This window comes from Vibrio sp. NH-UV-68, assembly GCF_042940635.1.
GTDB classification, from domain to species: Bacteria; Pseudomonadota; Gammaproteobacteria; order Enterobacterales; family Vibrionaceae; genus Vibrio; species Vibrio pacinii.
This window is the reverse complement of the sequence record NZ_CP134976.1, coordinates 1,398,513-1,416,087: the sequence shown is the minus strand read 5'-3', so window position 1 is coordinate 1,416,087 and position 17,575 is coordinate 1,398,513. Positions and strand designations below refer to the sequence as shown.

At 40.8% G+C, this 17,575-nt stretch carries 22 protein-coding genes; 20 read left to right on the top strand and 2 right to left on the bottom strand.

The window, feature by feature from the left end; genetic code table 11:
• The first annotated feature begins 719 nt into the window (after positions 1 to 719).
• The 18 genes from ViNHUV68_RS20705 (at position 720) to ViNHUV68_RS20620 (ending at position 15,193) form a co-directional block, all read left to right on the top strand.
• Complete coding sequence (locus tag ViNHUV68_RS20705; protein WP_391091102.1) at positions 720 to 1,190, top strand: GNAT family N-acetyltransferase; 471 nt, start codon at positions 720 to 722, stop codon at positions 1,188 to 1,190.
• A 104-nt stretch (positions 1,191 to 1,294) separates the two neighbouring features.
• On the top strand, positions 1,295 to 1,675 hold the full coding sequence (locus ViNHUV68_RS20700; protein WP_053397230.1) for a nuclear transport factor 2 family protein: 381 nt from the start codon (positions 1,295 to 1,297) through the stop codon (positions 1,673 to 1,675).
• 637 nt (positions 1,676 to 2,312) lie between these two features.
• On the top strand, positions 2,313 to 3,011 hold the full coding sequence (locus ViNHUV68_RS20695) for a TSUP family transporter (protein WP_391091100.1): 699 nt from the start codon (positions 2,313 to 2,315) through the stop codon (positions 3,009 to 3,011).
• A gap of 105 nt (positions 3,012 to 3,116) precedes the next feature.
• The gene (locus ViNHUV68_RS20690; RefSeq protein WP_391091098.1) at positions 3,117 to 4,085 is read left to right on the top strand and encodes a YiiX/YebB-like N1pC/P60 family cysteine hydrolase; all 969 of its coding nucleotides are present in this window, start codon (positions 3,117 to 3,119) and stop codon (positions 4,083 to 4,085) included.
• 113 nt (positions 4,086 to 4,198) lie between these two features.
• Positions 4,199 to 4,714: a lipocalin family protein gene (locus tag ViNHUV68_RS20685; protein WP_391091096.1), complete on the top strand. Its 516-nt coding sequence runs from the start codon at positions 4,199 to 4,201 to the stop codon at positions 4,712 to 4,714.
• A 117-nt stretch (positions 4,715 to 4,831) separates the two neighbouring features.
• Positions 4,832 to 5,893, top strand: coding sequence for a YiiX/YebB-like N1pC/P60 family cysteine hydrolase (locus ViNHUV68_RS20680; RefSeq protein WP_391091094.1), 1,062 nt, complete (start codon positions 4,832 to 4,834; stop codon positions 5,891 to 5,893).
• 188 nt (positions 5,894 to 6,081) lie between these two features.
• A complete protein-coding gene (locus tag ViNHUV68_RS20675; RefSeq protein ID WP_045546344.1) occupies positions 6,082 to 6,339 on the top strand; it encodes a type II toxin-antitoxin system Phd/YefM family antitoxin in 258 nt (85 codons plus the stop codon).
• Positions 6,327 to 6,629, top strand: a complete 303-nt coding sequence (locus ViNHUV68_RS20670) for a type II toxin-antitoxin system mRNA interferase toxin, RelE/StbE family (RefSeq protein WP_391091092.1) — start codon at positions 6,327 to 6,329, stop codon at positions 6,627 to 6,629. Before ViNHUV68_RS20675 ends, ViNHUV68_RS20670 begins: the two co-directional genes overlap by 13 nt.
• A gap of 798 nt (positions 6,630 to 7,427) precedes the next feature.
• Positions 7,428 to 8,579, top strand: coding sequence for an IS91 family transposase (locus tag ViNHUV68_RS20665; protein ID WP_391091090.1), 1,152 nt, complete (start codon positions 7,428 to 7,430; stop codon positions 8,577 to 8,579).
• A gap of 334 nt (positions 8,580 to 8,913) precedes the next feature.
• Positions 8,914 to 9,450 carry a nucleotidyltransferase family protein gene (locus ViNHUV68_RS20660; protein ID WP_391091088.1) on the top strand — a complete coding sequence of 179 codons (537 nt, stop codon included), beginning with the start codon at positions 8,914 to 8,916 and terminating at the stop codon, positions 9,448 to 9,450.
• Between the two features lie 115 nt (positions 9,451 to 9,565).
• Positions 9,566 to 10,015, top strand: coding sequence for a GNAT family N-acetyltransferase (locus ViNHUV68_RS20655; RefSeq protein ID WP_391091086.1), 450 nt, complete (start codon positions 9,566 to 9,568; stop codon positions 10,013 to 10,015).
• A 67-nt stretch (positions 10,016 to 10,082) separates the two neighbouring features.
• A protein-coding gene (locus tag ViNHUV68_RS20650; protein WP_391087173.1) for an IS3 family transposase occupies positions 10,083 to 11,260 on the top strand; the annotation gives its coding sequence in 2 pieces (ribosomal slippage) (positions 10,083 to 10,341 and positions 10,341 to 11,260; 1,179 coding nt in all).
• A gap of 233 nt (positions 11,261 to 11,493) precedes the next feature.
• The gene (locus ViNHUV68_RS20645) at positions 11,494 to 11,910 is read left to right on the top strand and encodes a VOC family protein (RefSeq protein WP_021486673.1); all 417 of its coding nucleotides are present in this window, start codon (positions 11,494 to 11,496) and stop codon (positions 11,908 to 11,910) included.
• 326 nt (positions 11,911 to 12,236) lie between these two features.
• On the top strand, positions 12,237 to 12,926 hold the full coding sequence (locus ViNHUV68_RS20640) for a hypothetical protein (RefSeq protein WP_391091083.1): 690 nt from the start codon (positions 12,237 to 12,239) through the stop codon (positions 12,924 to 12,926).
• A gap of 150 nt (positions 12,927 to 13,076) precedes the next feature.
• A complete protein-coding gene (locus ViNHUV68_RS20635) occupies positions 13,077 to 13,769 on the top strand; it encodes a hypothetical protein (protein ID WP_318123239.1) in 693 nt (230 codons plus the stop codon).
• Positions 13,766 to 14,203, top strand: a complete 438-nt coding sequence (locus ViNHUV68_RS20630) for a hypothetical protein (protein WP_391091081.1) — start codon at positions 13,766 to 13,768, stop codon at positions 14,201 to 14,203. The genes ViNHUV68_RS20635 and ViNHUV68_RS20630 overlap by 4 nt, the downstream gene beginning before the upstream one ends.
• Positions 14,204 to 14,361: 158 nt before the next feature.
• The gene (locus ViNHUV68_RS20625) at positions 14,362 to 15,000 is read left to right on the top strand and encodes a hypothetical protein (protein WP_391091079.1); all 639 of its coding nucleotides are present in this window, start codon (positions 14,362 to 14,364) and stop codon (positions 14,998 to 15,000) included.
• Positions 14,981 to 15,193, top strand: a complete 213-nt coding sequence (locus tag ViNHUV68_RS20620; RefSeq protein ID WP_391091077.1) for a hypothetical protein — start codon at positions 14,981 to 14,983, stop codon at positions 15,191 to 15,193. Before ViNHUV68_RS20625 ends, ViNHUV68_RS20620 begins: the two co-directional genes overlap by 20 nt.
• 179 nt (positions 15,194 to 15,372) lie before the next feature.
• Here the strand turns inward: ViNHUV68_RS20620 and ViNHUV68_RS20615 are convergent, their stop codons facing one another.
• Positions 15,373 to 15,612: an RNA-binding protein gene (locus ViNHUV68_RS20615; RefSeq protein ID WP_275866007.1), complete on the bottom strand. Its 240-nt coding sequence runs from the start codon at positions 15,610 to 15,612 to the stop codon at positions 15,373 to 15,375.
• Between the two features lie 252 nt (positions 15,613 to 15,864).
• On the opposite strand from ViNHUV68_RS20615, the gene ViNHUV68_RS20610 reads away from it, so the two are divergent.
• Entirely contained in the window at positions 15,865 to 16,719 is an 855-nt protein-coding gene (locus ViNHUV68_RS20610; RefSeq protein WP_391091075.1) for a hypothetical protein, read from the top strand.
• Entirely contained in the window at positions 16,716 to 17,135 is a 420-nt protein-coding gene (locus ViNHUV68_RS20605) for a hypothetical protein (RefSeq protein WP_391091073.1), read from the top strand. Before ViNHUV68_RS20610 ends, ViNHUV68_RS20605 begins: the two co-directional genes overlap by 4 nt.
• 182 nt (positions 17,136 to 17,317) lie before the next feature.
• Here ViNHUV68_RS20605 and ViNHUV68_RS20600 read toward each other — a convergent pair whose 3' ends face one another.
• Positions 17,318 to 17,557, bottom strand: coding sequence for an RNA recognition motif domain-containing protein (locus tag ViNHUV68_RS20600; RefSeq protein ID WP_391091071.1), 240 nt, complete (start codon positions 17,555 to 17,557; stop codon positions 17,318 to 17,320).
• Positions 17,558 to 17,575: the final 18 nt, after the last annotated feature.

Below are 17,575 nucleotides of genomic sequence, written 5' to 3'. Positions count from 1 at the left end.
AAACAATTTAAGAGGGATTCCCAACGCTTGGCATTTTTGCTTCTACTTCAATTTTAGTGTTTACGGTACAATGCTTTAGGTCGGGTGGTAGCGTTGCTCACCCCTTAATTGGGCGTTATGTTTACTTGTATTTCAGTGGCTTAAGGCTTTTCTTAGATCTATGTTCTTTGTCCCTTGGCTATTCGTTCCAGTTTCTTCAGCAAATCTACATTGTCGTCCTAAATTCTTGAATTTCTCAGCCCGTAAAACATGCCAATATTCGTGGGTTGCTTCATTTGCAGGTCGTGGTGGCTGGTTTTAAGTTTCACTGGCTTTAAGGCGCTTTCAGGGTATTTGCCAAGTAGCATGTCGGCTTGGCAGTTGCCTCGGCAATTTGCCATTGTTCTGCGCTGTGGTTGGAAAGAGAGGGCGCTTGTTGAGGCGAAGTCGGGTTGCCTCATTGGGCAGGGAAGTGGACTTACGCGCTTGGTGTTTCGTGCATCTGGCGGCCAAGTAAGGTTTGGCATGTGACTGACTTCTTGAAACGTGGTCAACAAAGCAGTTCTTTGCCAAATAAATCAGTCATTTGTGGTAAAACATAACAAACAATTCAAGCAGACCCTCAACGCTTAGCACTTTTGGTTTGCGTCGAGTTTGGTGTTGCCGAGCAATGCGGAAAGTGAGCCAGTGCGTTTCGGGCTACTTAATTGGGCGTTATACGAATAAGGAAAATTCGGAATATGGAAATCAAAATAGACGATCTATCAGGTGGTGAAGTTATTCAGCTTCTCGAAGAGCACCTAGCAGATATGTATGCCACTTCACCTTCAGAAAGTGTTCACGCTCTAGATGTTGACGCATTGAAATCATCAGAAATTACGTTTTTCAGTGGCTGGCTTGGTGGAGAATTGCAAGGTTGTCTTGCGGTGAAACAACTAACCCCCATTCATATTGAATTGAAATCAATGAGAACTTCTAGTTCTTCTCGTAAGTCAGGTGTTGCCACAAAGCTTCTAACTCATGTTTTGAATGCAGCCATCGATAATGGTTATCAGAAAGTTAGTTTGGAAACAGGCACTCAAGAGTTCTTCCAACCAGCTCGAAGCCTTTATGAGAAATTTGGGTTCATATATTGCGAACCGTTCGCTGATTATGAAGTTGATCCACATAGTCACTTTATGACAAGGGAACTGGCGGAAAAATTCGTATAACAAAGCGTTTAAGGGTGATTCCAAACGCTTGCCGGTTTCGCTTCGCTCAAGTGTGGCAAACGCTTGTCACACCTTAACGCAGCGTTAGGTGCTTGGAGAAAATCATGAACTCAAAGGAAGTCGTCCTAGCTTTTTGGGATGCGATGAAAACAAATGACTTTGCCAAAGCAAGCGAGTGGCTTAGCCCAGACTTTGAGGGTTTCTGGCCGCAGTCTGGTGAACTTATTATTGGCCGAGATAACTTTACGGCTATCAATTCCTATTACCCAGCGAATGGTGTTTGGGAGTTTACAATTCACTCTGTAGTTTGCGATGGTGAAACAGTTGTCACTGATGTATCAATTACAGATAGTGTCCAAAAAGCACGAGCTATAACTTTTCATACAGTTGAAAATGGCTTAATAAGTAAGCAAAAAGAGTTCTGGCCAGACCCAATGGAAGCACAGGCATGGCGGGCAAAATGGGTCAGATTAGTGCAAGATTAAGCTACGCACCTAACAAACAATTTAAGAGTGATTCGGCACGCGTGGCATTTTTACTATGCGTTGGTTTTAGTGGTTAAGGTGGTATGCGGCGGCATCGGCATTGCGTGCCTCACACCTTAATTGGGCGTTAGTTGCCAGCGAGAAAACGTAGCTAAATCAGAAAACTTAGGGCTAATGAATTGTGCAATTTAGCTCGGTTTTGTGCCTGGGTGTAGTTTGCTGAAATTGTGTTCGATTTGTAATGTTGTGGTTTTGTTTTGCCGTTTCAGGCGCTAATTTACTCGTTGAAATTCAGCTTTGTGGCATTGCCTGTCCAAAGGCTCTTTTTGGTGTTTTCTGTCAGTTTTTTACGGTGTTGTAAGTTCCAAGTGGTTTCAGTGACAGGCGCTTTGAAACTGCGCCTGATTTGAGTTTTTCAAAGCGCTCAAAAACGGTGTTGGCAAAGTGGAAATGGACTGGAAATCAAAGGTGTAGAATGGCAACTAACAAAGCGTTTAAGGCAGATTCGCAACGTTGGGCATTTTTGGTTTTCTTTGAATTTAGTGTTTATGGCACAATGGTTTAGGTTAGGTGGCAATGTTGCTCACTACTTAACGCGGCGTTATAGCGCAAGGAGAAATCGACGATCGAATATCTATTGGGATTAATCGCATTACTTACATCAATGGTAGCTGCCATCGTTGGATTTGGTGGTGGCATGCTTTTAATTGCTATTCTTCCAGTCTTCCTAAGCCCTAATTTGATCATACCAATCCATGGTCTGGTTCAATTAGCAAGTAACTCATCACGCATGTTGTTTTCATTGAAACATGTTAGATGGGAACTTCTTCCCCGCTTCTTAGTTGGATCAGTAGTCGGAGCATTAACGATTGGTTATGGCCTCTCTCATATTTCAATGGAGTATGTTCCAGTTGCAATTGGCCTGTATATTTTACTCAATCTATGGAGTCCACGTTTTTCAGCGTCAGTCAGTCGATACGAAAGCTATTATCTGATTGGTTTCTTGCAAACGGGGTTAGGGTTGGTAGTTGGTGCAACTGGCCCTTTGAGTTTGAGCGTGTTAACAAAACAACTGAAGTCGAAAGATGAAATCATAGCAACAAGCTCATTATTTATGACAATCAGTCACCTAGCAAAAATACCGGTGTATTTGTCGTTCACAGAGAGCATGTTTTCTGACTTAGGTCTTATTGTTTATATGGTCATGGGCGCGATCTTAGGCTCGTTTCTGGGAACGAAGCTTCGACTAAGCACAAGAAATGGTTATATTATTAAAATAATCAAGGTGTTATTGACTTTTCTAGCGGTTAAGATGATAAGTGAAGTTGCGCTATAACAAAGCGTTTAAGAGTGATTCCAAACGCTTGCCGGTTTCGCTTCGCTCACAGTATGGCAAGCGCTTGTCACACCTTAACGCAGCGTTAGGTTTATTGGGAGTATTATGTACCTACTTGACAGAACAAAGTTGAAGCTTGGAGATATCATTCTCACTCGTTCTAATGAAAAGAACAGTTCGCTCATTTGTAAAATTACTAAATCAGATTTTTCACATGCAATTCTATATGTCGGTGAATCGAGCTATATTCATTCTGATCCTTATGGTGTCCATTCTAGTAATATCCAACGGTTACTAATAGACGAGCTTCATTATGCAAAAGTTGTGCGAGTAGACGACCCTGTTGCAATAGCAAAAGCAATAACCTATGCACGTTTACAAGTTGGGACTTCATATTCCAAGATTAGTGCTGCTAATGCGTTCGCTAAAGTTTTTACAAAACTTGATGCTAAAAGGCAGTTTTGTTCCCGCTTGGTCGCAAAAGCTTTCGAGACGGCAGGCATTGATCTTGTCGCAAACAGTGACGCATGTTTGCCGCAAGAAATCGCCGATTCCACGTTTGTACGTGAAATTAAAGGTTGTCTGTATCAAGCTAGAACAGAAGAAATAGAGTTTGCACAAAGTTATGATCCGATAAAGAATCAAACTGAAATCACGAACAGCATACTGAAGTCTGTTCGAAAATTGATGGGTAACAAGATTCAATCACTTGCAGATATTACTTCAGCCCTTATTGCGAATCCTAAATACGATAATGAGGTCACTGAAATCTATGAATCTTCTGGTTATCTAACCATGTGGATATATGAGCAAGAACGTAATCCGTGGCGATATAACGTTGACTTATTTAAAGCTCTGCCGCTGTCAGAAAGTGAGCAACACGCTTTAGCTTCTCAAGAGTTAGAAATCGCTAATAGGTTACTTGATTTATACAAAAATAACTTAGAGCAGTATTTTTATATAAAAGAGACACATGGCTTAAAGTACGCCAACCAACAGTTCCTCTTATACAAAACACTAGTTGAAAATGCTCTTGATCATAAGTTCACAGCCGAAGAAGTACTAGGGAAATAAACCTAACAAAGCATTTAAGAGTGATTCGCAACGCTTGGCAGTTTCGCTTCGCTCAAGTATAGCCAATCGCCGCTCACACCTTAATGCGGCGTTAGGTTTTTACGGAGGAAGCCATGAGAAAAGTACTTCTGTTCATAGTTTTATTATCGTTAGGTGGTTGTTTAGGCATGCCTAAAACAATACAACCAGTTAAGGATTTCAAGCTTAATAATTATTTAGGTCAGTGGTACGAAATAGCTCGCTTAGATCATTCCTTTGAACGAGGTTTGAGTCAGGTCACTGCCGAATATAGATTGCGTAAAGATGGCGGTGTTTCGGTGTTGAACCGCGGTTATTCCGCAGCAACCCAAGAATGGAAAGAAGCGGAAGGTAAAGCATATTTCGTTAACAGCTCTGACGAAGGGTATTTGAAAGTGTCGTTTTTTGGTCCATTTTATGGCTCATATGTGGTTTTTGACCTAGAAAAAGAAAACTACGAATATGCTTTTGTATCAGGTCCGAACAATGATTATCTTTGGTTGTTATCGCGGTCACCGAGTGTAAGTGCAGATATCATCGAAAGGTTTGAAGAACTGGCTGAACAGAACGGTTTTGATGTTGAGCAATTAATATACGTGGAACAAAAATAAACCTAACAAGGCGTTTAAGAGTGATTCCAAACGCTTGCCGGTTTCGCTTCGCTCAAGTGTGGCAAACGCTTGTCACACCTTAACGCAGCGTTAGTTTTTATTAATCAGCGGGATAAAATGAAATATTTACTAGATCTTGAAAAACTAGAACATGCAGATATTGTTTTAGAGTCAGGGAACACTAAATGGGTTAGTGACTTGATAAAGGCAGCTACAAATAGTAGCTATTCTCATGCAATGCTTTATGTCGGGCATTCTTTAAATCATGCAACATCAGATGGTGGTGTTTTCTCTAAGAATCCACAAAGGATTTTGGTTGATGATGTAAAAGACCTAAAAGTATTGCGCCTAAAAGATGCTATTTCAGATGACGTTAAACTGGCTATATGCAGGGAATCAAGTTACCTCGTTGGCACACTATATGGGAAAAGAGAAGCAACAAAATCTATAACTAAAACTGAGAAAGCATCAAAAAGTAGAAAGCAGTTTTGTTCGAGGCTCGTAGCTCAGTGTTATGCTAAGTCGGGTATTAATTTAGTAAGTAATCCAGACTATTGTACTCCTGAAGACTTGAATCGCTCTGAACTGTTGGTTGAAGTCGCTGATTGTGTGCGGCTAGCAACAGAAGATGATTTAGAAATCTACAATAGAAAAGATCCGAATATTGAAAATCTGCAGGAAACATATAAGTGGTTAAATAATGCTCGAGATCTTTACAAAAAAGAGGGAGTGGAAATACAAACTATCAATGATGTCACACAAGCTCTCATGCAAGACCGCAAATTTGACAATCGTTTATGTAAGCTGGCAAAAGCTACGAAATACTTTGACCTTTATAACGTAGATCGGCAAGTCAATACAATGAGGTATTGCCCAGATGACTTCTACGCAGTTTTAAGTAACTCTAATGACATGAACAAAATTGTTCGAGAAGAGATAGCTTTAAACGACAGAGAAGTAAAAAGACATACTGAAAACTTGATAGCTGCGAGGCATAACTTTAAACAAGCGCATTTGAAGTTTTCGAAGTTACATATCAAACTGTATGAAAATCTCCTCAGCGAAACGCTGCATCGTTTCATTGTTATTGAACAAGCTTTAACTCGATGTGGCTGTAATACTCATCATGTTCAGCAAAAAATTACATCATTGGAAAGCCTGCTCAAAAATAAAAACTAACAAACGCTTTAAGACGGATTCGCAACGCTCGGCGGTTTTGGTTTGAGTCGGCTTTAGTGTTTACGGTGTAATAATTGAGTGTTGTGGTAGCGTTGCTCACCACTTAAGCAGGCGTTAGCCGTCATGGAGCTTGCTATACTCAAAGTGATAGAATAGTATCACTTTAGTATTCCTTTGGAGCAGCTCTCATGAAAGTAGAACTAGTTACATCACTTAAACGACAAGCAACTAAGATCCTCGCCGATCTCCACGATACCAAAGAACCAGTGTTAATTACTGAGCACGGTAAGCCATCTGCGTATCTAGTTGATGTTGATGATTACGAATTTATGCAAAATCGTTTGGCTATTCTTGAGGGTATTGCACGAGGTGAGCGTGCACTAGCTGACGGCAAAGCGGTAAGTCATGATGAAGCTAAGGACAAAATGTCAAAATGGCTGAAATAATCTGGACTGAACCAGCGTTATCTGACCTTAATGATATCGCTGAATATATCGCACTGGAAAATATTGTTGCGGCAAAGCATTTAGTACAAACGATCTTCTCTAAAGTCGAACGCCTTCAAACTTTCCCAGAATCAGGGCGTATTCCGCCCGAACTAGAACATTTGAGTTATCGTGAAGTTGTCGTTAATCCATGTCGTGTTTTCTATAAACAAGACGGTGACAAAGTATTTGTTCTGTTTGTTATGCGTGCAGAGAGAGATTTGCGAAAGTTCTTGTTGAGTAAGCAGTAACCTTTGGAAATGAGCGGCTAACAAACAATTTAAGCAGATTCGCAACGCTTGGCATTTTTGGTTTGAGTCGGCTTAAGTGTTTACGGCACAATGGTTTAGGTGTGGTGGTCGTGTTGCTCACTACTTAATTGGGCGTTATGTTTCCTTGTATTTCAGTGGCTTAAAGTTCCTTCGATTATTGTTCTTTGCCCCTTTAGCCATTCGTTCGAGTTACTTCAGCAAATCCGCATTGTCGGTCTAAATTCTTGAATCTCTCAACCTGTAAAACATGCCAATATTCGTGGGTTGCTTCATTTTCAGGTCGTGGCGGTTGGTTTTAAGTTTCACTGGCTCTAAGTCGCTTCGAGTGCATTTGCCAGTTAGCATGTCGGCTTGGCAGTTGCCTCGGCAATTTGCCATTGTTCTGCGCTTTGGTTGGAAAGAGAGGGCGCTTGTTGAGGCGAAGTCGGGTTGCCTCATTGGGCGGGGAAGTGGACTTACGCGCTTTATGTCTAGCGCATCTGGCGGCCAAGTGAGTTTGGGCGTGTGACTGACTTCTTGAAATAAGGTCAATAATGCAGTTCTTTGCCAAATAAATCAGTCATTTGTGGTAAAACATAACAAACAATTCAAGCAGACCCTCAACGCTTAGCACTTTTGGTTTGCGTTGAATTTCGTGTTTACGGTGTCATGCGGAAAGTCAGTCAGGGCGTTTCGGGCTACTTAATTGGGCGTTAAATTTGCCGAGCGAGCTCGGAGACGCAGAACCTCCTCCTTTTTTCATCCCCAGATTCCCTTGCTCTTTTCTATGATAGGTGCATGCCAGCACTAACACTACAGAGAGTCTTGCAGCAGCATTTCTCGGACTATCAACGAAGACATAAATTACCACTCTACCAACTTAAGGGTGTGAGTAGCTTTTTGAAGTGCCGAACAGCCATCATGGGTGGTCACGCCCTTTATTGTGATAAAGGGCATTTAAATGGTTATTGGTATAACAGTTGTGGTCATCGTAGTTGCCCTCAGTGTGGCGCTCTAAAGAGAGAGCGTTGGCAACATAAAGTAAAGAGTTTGCTGCTTGATTCGCCTCATCATCACTGGGTTTTTACTCTCCCGCACGACTTACATGAGATTTGGTTTTACAACCGAGAAGCTTGTCAGTCTTTGTTGTTCAGCAGTGTTCGACAGACCTTACAAGTGTTGAGTGGAGACCGCCGTTACTTGGGGGCGAAGTTAGGCGCTATCCTGTCACTTCATACATGGGCAAGGAACTTGACGTTTCATCCTCATATTCATTGTTTGGTGACGCACGGAGGTATGTTTGATGGGTACTGGGTAGAGCCTAAGCGCAAGATACTTTTTCCTGCGAAGGTGATGATGCAGTTGTTCCGCGGTAAGTTTTTAGCAGGGGTTAAGGCCTTATTAGTCAATGGTGAATTAAACGTGCCGAGTGGTATGAACAAGACTCAGTTATTGATTTTATTGCACAAGTGGGGAAGGCAAGGGTGGGTGGTTCATTGCGCGAAGCGCTATGAGCATGGTGCCGGGGTGGCAAAGTATTTAGCGCGATATATAAGGGGAGGGGCGTTAAAGAACAGTCAGCTATTGAGGAGTGGCGGGGATGTTGTTGAGTATAGGCATTGGTCTCATGAGAGACAAAGAGTAGAGCGAATAACCCTGTCAGCGGAGCACTTCATTAGTCGCTTGTTAAGCCATATCGCGCTCCCACGCAAACAGCAATATCACTTTATGGGCTTTTATCATAATCGTAGTCGAGCGATGTTGGAGCAAGCACGAGCTTGTCATAACCAGGGTAAAGTTGAGGAGTTAAAGGAGTTGCAGTGGGGTGATTTTTTAGCAAAGCATGGGAGCGTACCTTGCTGTAGTGAATGTGGTGGCGAGTTAACTGAGTTACGAAAGTTGAGTCGTTGGGAGAAAAATTTTCAAAATCTGGAGCGTTTGGAGCAATAGCTCTCAGGCTGCGGAGTAATACGTGGTGGGCGAAGTTTGTAATTGATAGTTTGGTGACTAATAAGAGTTGAAAATGATGGTTGGGGCGAAAGGTTTGAAGGGATGAAATTGAAGGTTGAGATGAATAGAATACCCAAAGTAGCTTGGTGGGTCGCTCGGCACATTTAACAGCGACTAATTCAGTGGGAGTGGCAATTTAACAAGAAGTTTAAGAGTGATTCGCAACGCTTGTCGTTCTGAGTGCTAGGTCAAATTTTGTGATTATGGCACAATGGTTTAGGCTAGGTGCATGCGTCGCTCACACCTTAACTTGGCGTTAGGGCACAGGGTGGAAATGGACAGAATAGTAGAATTAATCAAACAAGACCCAGTTAGAGTTAAAGCCTTAGAGTGCGTCTCTAAATTGGGCTTGCCCCAATGCTATATTGCAGCTGGTTTCGTTCGTAATCTTGTTTGGGATGCACTGCATGGCTTTGATGTAGCAACACCATTGAACGACGCGGATGTTATTTACTTTGCTCCAGATGAGAACGACCCTAAAGCATATTTACACCATGAATCTCAGCTCAAGCAGCTAATGCCGGAAGTTAACTGGCAAGTTCGTAACCAAGCACTTATGCATACTCGGAATGGCGATTTACCTTACAAAAACTCCCTTGATGCTATGAGCTATTGGCCAGAACAAGAGACAGCTGTTGCCATTCGACAAGTCACACCTGATAGCTATGAATGTATTGCCGCTTTTGGGTACGAATCCTTATTTGGTTACTGCGTCACACATAACCCTAAAAGGTCACGAGAAACGTTTGAAAATCGTGTAAATTCAAAGGGCTGGCTAGTAAGGTGGCCATCTTTGAGAATAGTGCCCTAACAAAGCATTTAAGAGTGATTCGCAACGCTTGGCGTTTTCGCTTCGCTCAAGTATAGCCAAGCGTCGCTCACACCTTAATGCGGCGTTATGATTTTTATCGAAATGGGGAGGTTGTATGGCAATATCATTTGAAGGTCAGAGGCTGACAGTAGTTGAAATTACTGAAGGGTTTGATTTGTCTAAACACTCATATTTGCTAGAGCGAATTCCTCAAATCCTCACGCCAGCAGTTGTAGAGAATCTACCTCCATATTTCCACGAGATAGATTCTAGTGAACAAGCCCGAATATGGCTTGAACGAATGTTATCGGAAAGCCGCTTACTTCAAGTGAAAGCCCAGGGACAAGAACTAATAGGTTTCCTGTTCGCTTATGTGGAAAATGATGAGTATGCCCATATCGGTTATCTGCTTGCCGAAGAATACTGGGGACGAGGGTTAGCTAGTGAATTGCTTCAAGGTTTCATACATGAAGTCGAAAAATCCGAATCTTGGCTAAAACTCATAGGCGGTGTTGAGCAATCTAATATTGCTTCAGCGAAGTTACTTAAAAAGCTGGGGTTGTAGTGGCATAGTGAATTTGGTCACTTAGTTAGAGGTGATATCATCACCTCATAAGTTAACAGGTGACACTATGACAAAACGTACAAGACGACTATTTAGCGCTGAATTTAAGTTAGAAGCAGCTCAGTTAGTCCTAGACCAAAATTACTCAGTGACTGAAGCAGCCCAAGCCATGAATGTGGGCAAGTCCACGATGGATAAGTGGGTTCGCCAGCTTAGAGAAGAGCGCCAAGGAAAAACACCGAAAGCTTCACCGATGACCCCTGAGCAAATAGAAATTCGGGAATTAAAAAAGAAGTTGGCTCGCCTTGAAGAGCATAATGAAATATTAAAAAAAGCCACGGCTCTGTTGATGTCGGACTCACTGAACAATTCTTGATAATCAAGAAACTCAAGCAGAGCTACAGCGTAAAAACATTATGCGAAGTCTTCAATGTTCATCGAAGTAGTTATCACTATTGGCTTAAACGCCCAACGGTAATTAACGCTGAAACAGTAAAGTTGCGCAGCTTGGTCAGTGAGGCTCACGCTGCAAGCAATGGCTCTGCGGGAGCTAGAACCATTGCAGATATAGTCACAAATCAGGGTGTAAAGCTGAGCCGATACCGAGCAACAAAACTTATGAGAACGCTTGGTTTAGTGAGTTGCCAAGTGCCAAAACATCGTTACCGAAAAGCTTCACAAGAACATATTGACGTTCCAAATCACTTAGGTCGTCAGTTTGCGGTTACCGCCCCAAATGAGGTCTGGGCTGGTGATGTGACGTATATTTGGACAGGTAATCGGTGGATGTATTTAGCCGTTGTTATCGATCTTTTTGCCCGAAAAGTGATTGGCTGGTCGATGTCTCTATCACCTGATTCTAAACTAACAGGCAAAGCTCTTTCGATAGCTTATGAGTCACGTGGTAAGCCTAAAGGTGTTATGTTCCATAGCGATCAAGGCAGTCATTATACTAGCCGTAAATACCGTCAATTGCTGTGGCGTTTTCAAATAAAACAGAGTTTATCTCGCCGAGGAAATTGTTGGGATAATGCGCCGATGGAGCGTTTCTTTAGAAGTCTGAAGACTGAATGGGTGCCAACTGTGGGTTATCGTAGCTTCGCTGAGGCTCAACAAGAGATTACCCGTTACATTATCGGATACTACTGCCAACTCAGACCACATCAGTATAACGGTGGTCTAACTCCCAATGAATCAGAACGATTATATTGGGAAAACTCTAAAACCGTGGCCAATTTTAGTTGACCACTACAGGTTCATCGCGCAACCCGCTAAGGGCAGTGGTGTGGTTTTCTATGAATATACGATTCCCCAGCCACAATCATAACAATAAATTTAAGAGTGATTCACAACGCTTGGTGCTGTCACTTCAAGCCAGTTTAGTGTTTATGGCACAATGGTTTAGCTAAGGTGGTAGCGTTGTTCACACCTTAATTTGGCGTTATGCTACCGGCCCGAAATCTTCAATAAGGAATACTATGAAACAGAATATTGTCCATATAGCCTTGGTTGTAAAAGACTACGATGAAGCAATAGATTTTTACGTAAACAAACTCAAATTTGAGCTTATTGAAGATACCTACCAACCTGAGCAAGATAAACGTTGGGTGGTTGTAGCCCCGCCTAACTCCCATGGTGTTACTCTGTTGCTTGCTAAAGCATCGAAACCAGAGCAGCACGACTTCATTGGAAACCAAGCTGGTGGCCGAGTATTTTTGTTCCTAAATACCGATGATTTCTGGCGTGACTTTGAGCGCATGAAATCTATTGGTATTAATTTCGTTCGAGAGCCTGCAGAGCAAGACTATGGAACGGTAGCAGTGTTTGAAGACCTGTATGGAAACTTGTGGGATCTGCTTCAACTAAACCCAGACCATCCAATGGCGAAAAGGTAGCATAACAAGGCGTTTAAGACGGATTCACAACGCTTGGTGACTTCAGTTCAATTTAGCTTAAGTGTTTAAGGTACAATGGTTTAGGTTTGGTGGTTGGCGTTGCTCACCACTTAACGCGGCGTTAGGTAAACGGTGATATCCATATGAGTTGTATTATGAAAATGTATTATAAAATCAAAGGTAGATGCTACCTTCGTCTCTATCGTAATCTATCTAGAAATCATCGTATAATTTCTACTGACAGTCAGATACTAAATTTTATAGTGAACTTAGTCACACCTAACTCAGTAAGGAAGAAGTTCACTTATATTCTATTCGTAGTATCAATGGCATGTATTAGTTTTACTGCTGATCCTAATTGGTTTCAAAGCTTGCTTGTCTCTGTAGCGGCGGCTTGTATATTTGACACGATAATTACTATTGTTCCTAAAGAGCAACAAAAGGTTAAAGCAGCAATCAAGGTTGCTGAGATTATCGGTGAAATATCGGAAGTTAAGAACTCCAACCTCAGTAATATTCAGTATCAACCCAATTTTTGGTCTATGAACTATTCATCTTGGAAAGATGATATGGCGATGTGCAAGGAAAAGGCTGAAAAGATCAATAGACTACTAAGGTTAAATGGTGGGCAGCAGCATGTTGAGCACTTAAATCATTTAATTCCATGTAAGGGGGACAACTGGGAGTATATCAACTTAAGTTTCTCCCATTTTAGGAATAGCTTAAGGAAATTGAACCAACTTGCCAGTGATGATAATTTTCCTTTGCTGTTTGATGCAGTTCAGGCTATGCAGCATCAAATTGATAACCATGTCTTTATTCGTCGAACAGGGCAATTAGACGATCGTCTCGCTATCTCTCACTACATTCATATGGTCGAAGAGTTAGAGTTTTGGAATAAAGTAGAAACGGTTAGATACAACTTATTTGAATCAGGCTTTTATCGTACAAGACTCTTATTTACGGATGAGTTTATAATTAGGGCATTTTCCAAAAGGGCAGGTAGCTATATTTAGCATATTTACCTAACAAGCAATTTAAGAGGGATTCACAACGCTTGGCGCTCTCACTTCAAGTCAGTTAAGTGTTTATGGCACAATGCTTTAGGTTTAGGTGGAGGCGTTGTTCACCCCTTAATTGGGCGTTAGATTGAATAAGGAGTCTTGATGTCAATTTTTACAGAACTTACAGAGATTGCAAAAACTATGAGTACAACGACTTTAAGTACTTTAGTTATTGCTATTGTATATTCTTTGTTTAAGTCAATAGATGTAATCAAGTTGCTAAAGAAAGCACTTGAGTCTTATATCAACGGAATGGGAAAAACTAACAGTATCACAGTAACAATAGTGAAGCGTGTATTTAAAGCAAATTCGATACTGTTAGATGCTTCTATGCTATTAAATTCAAGTGCATTTACTGTTGTTGAAGTTTTAGCGAAAAGAATTGCAGATTCAGGAGAAGACGCAAAAGACAACAAAAAAAATACTATAGTTGGTGTTATGCTGCTTGAAAAAGCTAAAAAAGGAACAGTGCAACAAGCAATATTAATTTCCAGTATAGCTGTCTACGTATCTAGCGTTTGGTTTATGAATAGTGATATAAATCAGTTTGTGTTGCTTTTTCTAGCATTTTTATTGCTAGCTGTGTTTGTGGATCAAAAGCTAATGGAGTTTCGAGTTCGCAAAGGATGGTACGGTAGCAATGAATTTGAGACAAGAGAGCTTATTGAATTTATTACCTTGCATTCTGACAAGGATGATTTCAATGATGGGAGCGGTGCAAAGAGAATCATACCAAATCCAGAGATTGATCTAGCAACTGAATGTGAAGCTAGTAAAGGAAAGGTAGTTATATGAATGCAGAACAACTAACAGTATTTGCTAGAAAAGCAATTAATATTCTATTTGTATCTAATCCTAGGGGTACTAGCCTAGGGGTGCTGACGGGGATTGTGCTAGATGGACTGATAGGTTTGTTTAGTCCTTTTTTGAAAACAATTTCAATCATCAACATAAGTATTGTTAAGCTATGGCACTTGATGGGCTTAGGAGTCTTTATATTTAATATTCGACCGTTTTTAAATCGTTACAAGGTGGATCCATCAATTAATGAAGCAATTTCATACATTGAAACGCAAAAGCAATTAGGTCATATAGATGAATGGCAAGCAAAGCAAATGTATAGAAACCTTCACAATAAAGTTTTAGATAACGTTCTTCTAAATAAAGAGCAACAAGAACTTTCTAAGACTATAAACTCTATTGCTTCAGCAAGTGAAGGTGAAAAATAATCTAACAAAGCGTTTAAGGCAGATTCCCAACGCATGGCATTTTTAGTGCTATCGTTGGGTTTTGTGTTTAAGGTGGTAATGTTTAGTTTAGTGGTAGCGTTGCTCACTACTTAACGCAGCGTTATACCTTTCGTGAATATATAATTGTTAATATGTGTGTGATTGCTATAAAATTATTTTTTTATAAGTTTAAGGGGCAATTTCTTTTGGGTTTGGAATTTTCACTCGGTGCAGGTGTTAGTCTAGTTTTACTAGGTGTTTACTTGATTCACTTTTGGGTTGTTTACCTTCGACACAATGAGCTACTTGCAAACGAATCTACTCAGAATCAAGTTGAAAGCTTGCCTCAAGGTCACCGATGGGTTTTTCTATTGGTTACGGTTGGTTTGCCTTTAATTTGCTCATTTTGCGCTAGTTGGGTCAGTAATCCCGTAAATGTGCCAAGTGGTGCTACTATTAGCATGGTTATGCCTGCTTTTTTGTTCAATATGGCTATTTCTATTTTTGTACTGATGATAACGATAGAAATTGGATATCTGTACGATGATAGAATTTCACTGTGGAAAAACTATGTTGTCGCAGCATTTGTAATTGATTTTATAGCTCTATTGCTTTTTTTGGTTGTGATTAAACCTCCAGCAGAAGTCGTCACTGGAAACACTGTTTTGACTCTAATTTTCTTTGCATTAGTTAGTATTGGATCACTGGTTTCTAGTTGCGGAACAATTTATTATTCAAAAATACATTCTCTGGTATCGACATCAGAAGGAGAGCTCGATGAAGGGCAGCAAATTTGAAGTAGACTTTGGCAATGAAAGCTGTAGCAACGAAGAAATAATCAAAGAGCTTCGCGATGTTAAGTCTGAGCTAAACGAGCTAAAAACCATAATTAACAAACAGAATATTCAACGGAAAAATATGACTATGCTTATAGCATTAGTTTCTTATTTTTCTCTCGCGTTAATTGTTTACATGCTTATGCTCAAGTAGTAAAGGTATAACAAACTGTTTAAGAGTGATTCGCAACGCTTGGCATTTTTGCTATGCGTTGCGTTTTGTGTTTATAGGGTTATGCGGGAGCTTTGGTACTACGTTGCTCACACCTTAACAGGGCGTTAGGTGCTTAAGCGGAAAACTGCCAGCAGAAATCAACTACTGGTTTTTTGAGTTTAGTTTTGAGCGCGTTTTACTCGAATGGTGCTTTTAGCAACGTTTGAAAGGTTTAGGTTTTGGATTGCAGCTTTTGCTTCTTTGTCATCTGGCATTTCGACAAACGCGAAACCTTTTGATAAGCCTGTTTCTTGGTCTAGAACCAAGTTGCACTCGGTAACTTTACCGTGAGCAGAGAATAGTACACGAACTTCGTGTTCAGTGATGGTACGCGCTAGATTGCGAACTAAAAGTTTCATATTATTTTGCCTAATGTAATTTGCGGGCCAAGTGTCTCAGTATTAGAGAAGTAAACCAAGGTAAATTAGTGGTGAACCTTTAAAAACGCACCTAACAAAGCGTTTAAGGGTGATTCCAAACGTTTGCCGGTTTCGCTTCGCTCAAGTGTGGCAAACGCTTGTCACACCTTAACGCAGCGTTAGCTAGCTTTAATGTACATATACACACTGTGAGTGCTGTTGTATTATGTCGTCCGGTAAATGGGGGGCTCTGTGTCTAATTATAAAGTAAGAAAACGTAATCAAAAGTATTTAAGATGGGTCAACGGTATTTCTGGTGGCTTGTCATTGCTCGTAGGCTCGGTGATACAGCTAGACCTTAACGCGACAGAAGCTGATTGGTTTCCATATAGTAAAACCCTTGTTGGTCTAATCAAAAATAATGCTCCTAGTATTTTAATAGCAATAGCATTCTGCTTCTTTGTTTCTGCAGTATTGTTAAAAATTTCTCGACCTGCAACAGTGGTTAAGTGCTTAGAGAAAAAACTAGATGTTATTAAAGAGTGGTTATTTTGCGATGAGTCAAATGATTACAATGACAATCATCGCGTAACGTTATTTAAATATAAGCGAACCTATTGGGGGCTTTTATCCAAAAAACGATATTGGTGCTTTAAGCATTTTCCTTGGTCTTTATCTAGGCATCCATTTAGTGGTTGGTTAGTACCAATTGCAAGATCTGGTTACACTGGACAGAATGCAAAAGCCGTCTTTTGGGCCCCTGATGATGGGCTGTCTTCGGAAGGGGTTGCTGGTGTCGCATGGGCAACTAACAGTATTGTTGTAAGGCAAAAACTCCCTAAGATTACTAGTATGTCTAGTATTGATAATAAGCAGAAATATTGTGACTCAACGGGAACGAGAGGTTCGGTTTTACAGTCTTATGTTAGTGCAGGGCGCGTACCAGCTCGCTCTTTTGTTGGCTTTCCTATACTAGGGAAAAATGGTAAACCTTGGGGAGTCGCCGTACTTGATAGTAAAAGCGCTGAGGGTATACTAATAGAAGAAGTACAAAAGGCTGTTTCGGTTTCTGGACCAGTTTTGGCTGTACTGTTGGAGGAATTATGAAAAGTTGCTGGCATAAACTTAGTCAATCACTGTTTGAGAAAAAGAATGCTGATTCACATACAAAGTATCAGCTTTTTCTTTCGCCATACGATGTACCTAGTGCCTTTCGACACGGTGATAACAATGACTTATCCTACTTCATTGAATTCATGTACATTCCGGTCGATGAGAAAATTAAGCGCTCCTACCATGACTCTGATGCGCAAGTAGATTTTGAAGTTGGCGAAAATACTGGTCGTGTTTACAAAATTATTTTTCACACTCCTTGTATTCAGGAAAAGCCTAGAAACGTTTGTAAGAAGCAAATTGAAGATGCGTTTTCTTCTTTTCTTAACACCAAGCCTCAATTATCACATGACAAATATGATGCGACTAAAGCTGCAACGCTTCATTGTCTGAAGTCTTTTGCTGGTTAAAGCCAGCTAGCTAACAAACTGTTTAAGAGTGATTCGCAACGCTTGGCATTTTTGCTATGCGTTGCGTTTTGTGTTTAAGGCGATATGCGGGAGCTTATGCATAGCGTTGCTCACACCTTAACAGGGCGTTAGGTGCTTAAGCGGAAAACTGCCAGCAGAAGTTAACTACTGGCTTTTTGAGTTTAGTTTTGAGCGCGTTTTACTCGGATGGTGCTTTTAGCAACGTTTGAAAGGTTCAGGTTTTGGATAGCAACTTTTGCTTCTTTGTCATCTGGCATTTCGACAAACGCGAAACCTTTTGATAAGCCTGTTTCTTGGTCTAGAATCAAGTTGCACTCGGTAACTTTACCGTGAGCAGAGAATAGTACACGAACTTCGTGTTCAGTGATGGTACGCGCTAGATTGCGAACTAAAAGTTTCATATTATTTTGCCTAATGTA

Coding starts and splice junctions, on each gene's coding strand:
- ViNHUV68_RS20680 (WP_391091094.1), top strand. CDS start 4,832: ATGAAATATTTACTAGATCTTGAAAAACTAGAACATGCAGATATTGTT.
- ViNHUV68_RS20700 (WP_053397230.1), top strand. CDS start 1,295: ATGAACTCAAAGGAAGTCGTCCTAGCTTTTTGGGATGCGATGAAAACA.
- ViNHUV68_RS20685 (WP_391091096.1), top strand. CDS start 4,199: ATGAGAAAAGTACTTCTGTTCATAGTTTTATTATCGTTAGGTGGTTGT.
- ViNHUV68_RS20630 (WP_391091081.1), top strand. CDS start 13,766: ATGAATGCAGAACAACTAACAGTATTTGCTAGAAAAGCAATTAATATT.
- ViNHUV68_RS20655 (WP_391091086.1), top strand. CDS start 9,566: ATGGCAATATCATTTGAAGGTCAGAGGCTGACAGTAGTTGAAATTACT.
- ViNHUV68_RS20635 (WP_318123239.1), top strand. CDS start 13,077: ATGTCAATTTTTACAGAACTTACAGAGATTGCAAAAACTATGAGTACA.
- ViNHUV68_RS20640 (WP_391091083.1), top strand. CDS start 12,237: ATGGCATGTATTAGTTTTACTGCTGATCCTAATTGGTTTCAAAGCTTG.
- ViNHUV68_RS20605 (WP_391091073.1), top strand. CDS start 16,716: ATGAAAAGTTGCTGGCATAAACTTAGTCAATCACTGTTTGAGAAAAAG.
- ViNHUV68_RS20620 (WP_391091077.1), top strand. CDS start 14,981: ATGAAGGGCAGCAAATTTGAAGTAGACTTTGGCAATGAAAGCTGTAGC.
- ViNHUV68_RS20690 (WP_391091098.1), top strand. CDS start 3,117: ATGTACCTACTTGACAGAACAAAGTTGAAGCTTGGAGATATCATTCTC.
- ViNHUV68_RS20600 (WP_391091071.1), bottom strand. CDS start 17,557: ATGAAACTTTTAGTTCGCAATCTAGCGCGTACCATCACTGAACACGAA.
- ViNHUV68_RS20615 (WP_275866007.1), bottom strand. CDS start 15,612: ATGAAACTTTTAGTTCGCAATCTAGCGCGTACCATCACTGAACACGAA.
- ViNHUV68_RS20660 (WP_391091088.1), top strand. CDS start 8,914: ATGGACAGAATAGTAGAATTAATCAAACAAGACCCAGTTAGAGTTAAA.
- ViNHUV68_RS20675 (WP_045546344.1), top strand. CDS start 6,082: ATGAAAGTAGAACTAGTTACATCACTTAAACGACAAGCAACTAAGATC.
- ViNHUV68_RS20670 (WP_391091092.1), top strand. CDS start 6,327: ATGGCTGAAATAATCTGGACTGAACCAGCGTTATCTGACCTTAATGAT.
- ViNHUV68_RS20645 (WP_021486673.1), top strand. CDS start 11,494: ATGAAACAGAATATTGTCCATATAGCCTTGGTTGTAAAAGACTACGAT.
- ViNHUV68_RS20665 (WP_391091090.1), top strand. CDS start 7,428: ATGCCAGCACTAACACTACAGAGAGTCTTGCAGCAGCATTTCTCGGAC.
- ViNHUV68_RS20705 (WP_391091102.1), top strand. CDS start 720: ATGGAAATCAAAATAGACGATCTATCAGGTGGTGAAGTTATTCAGCTT.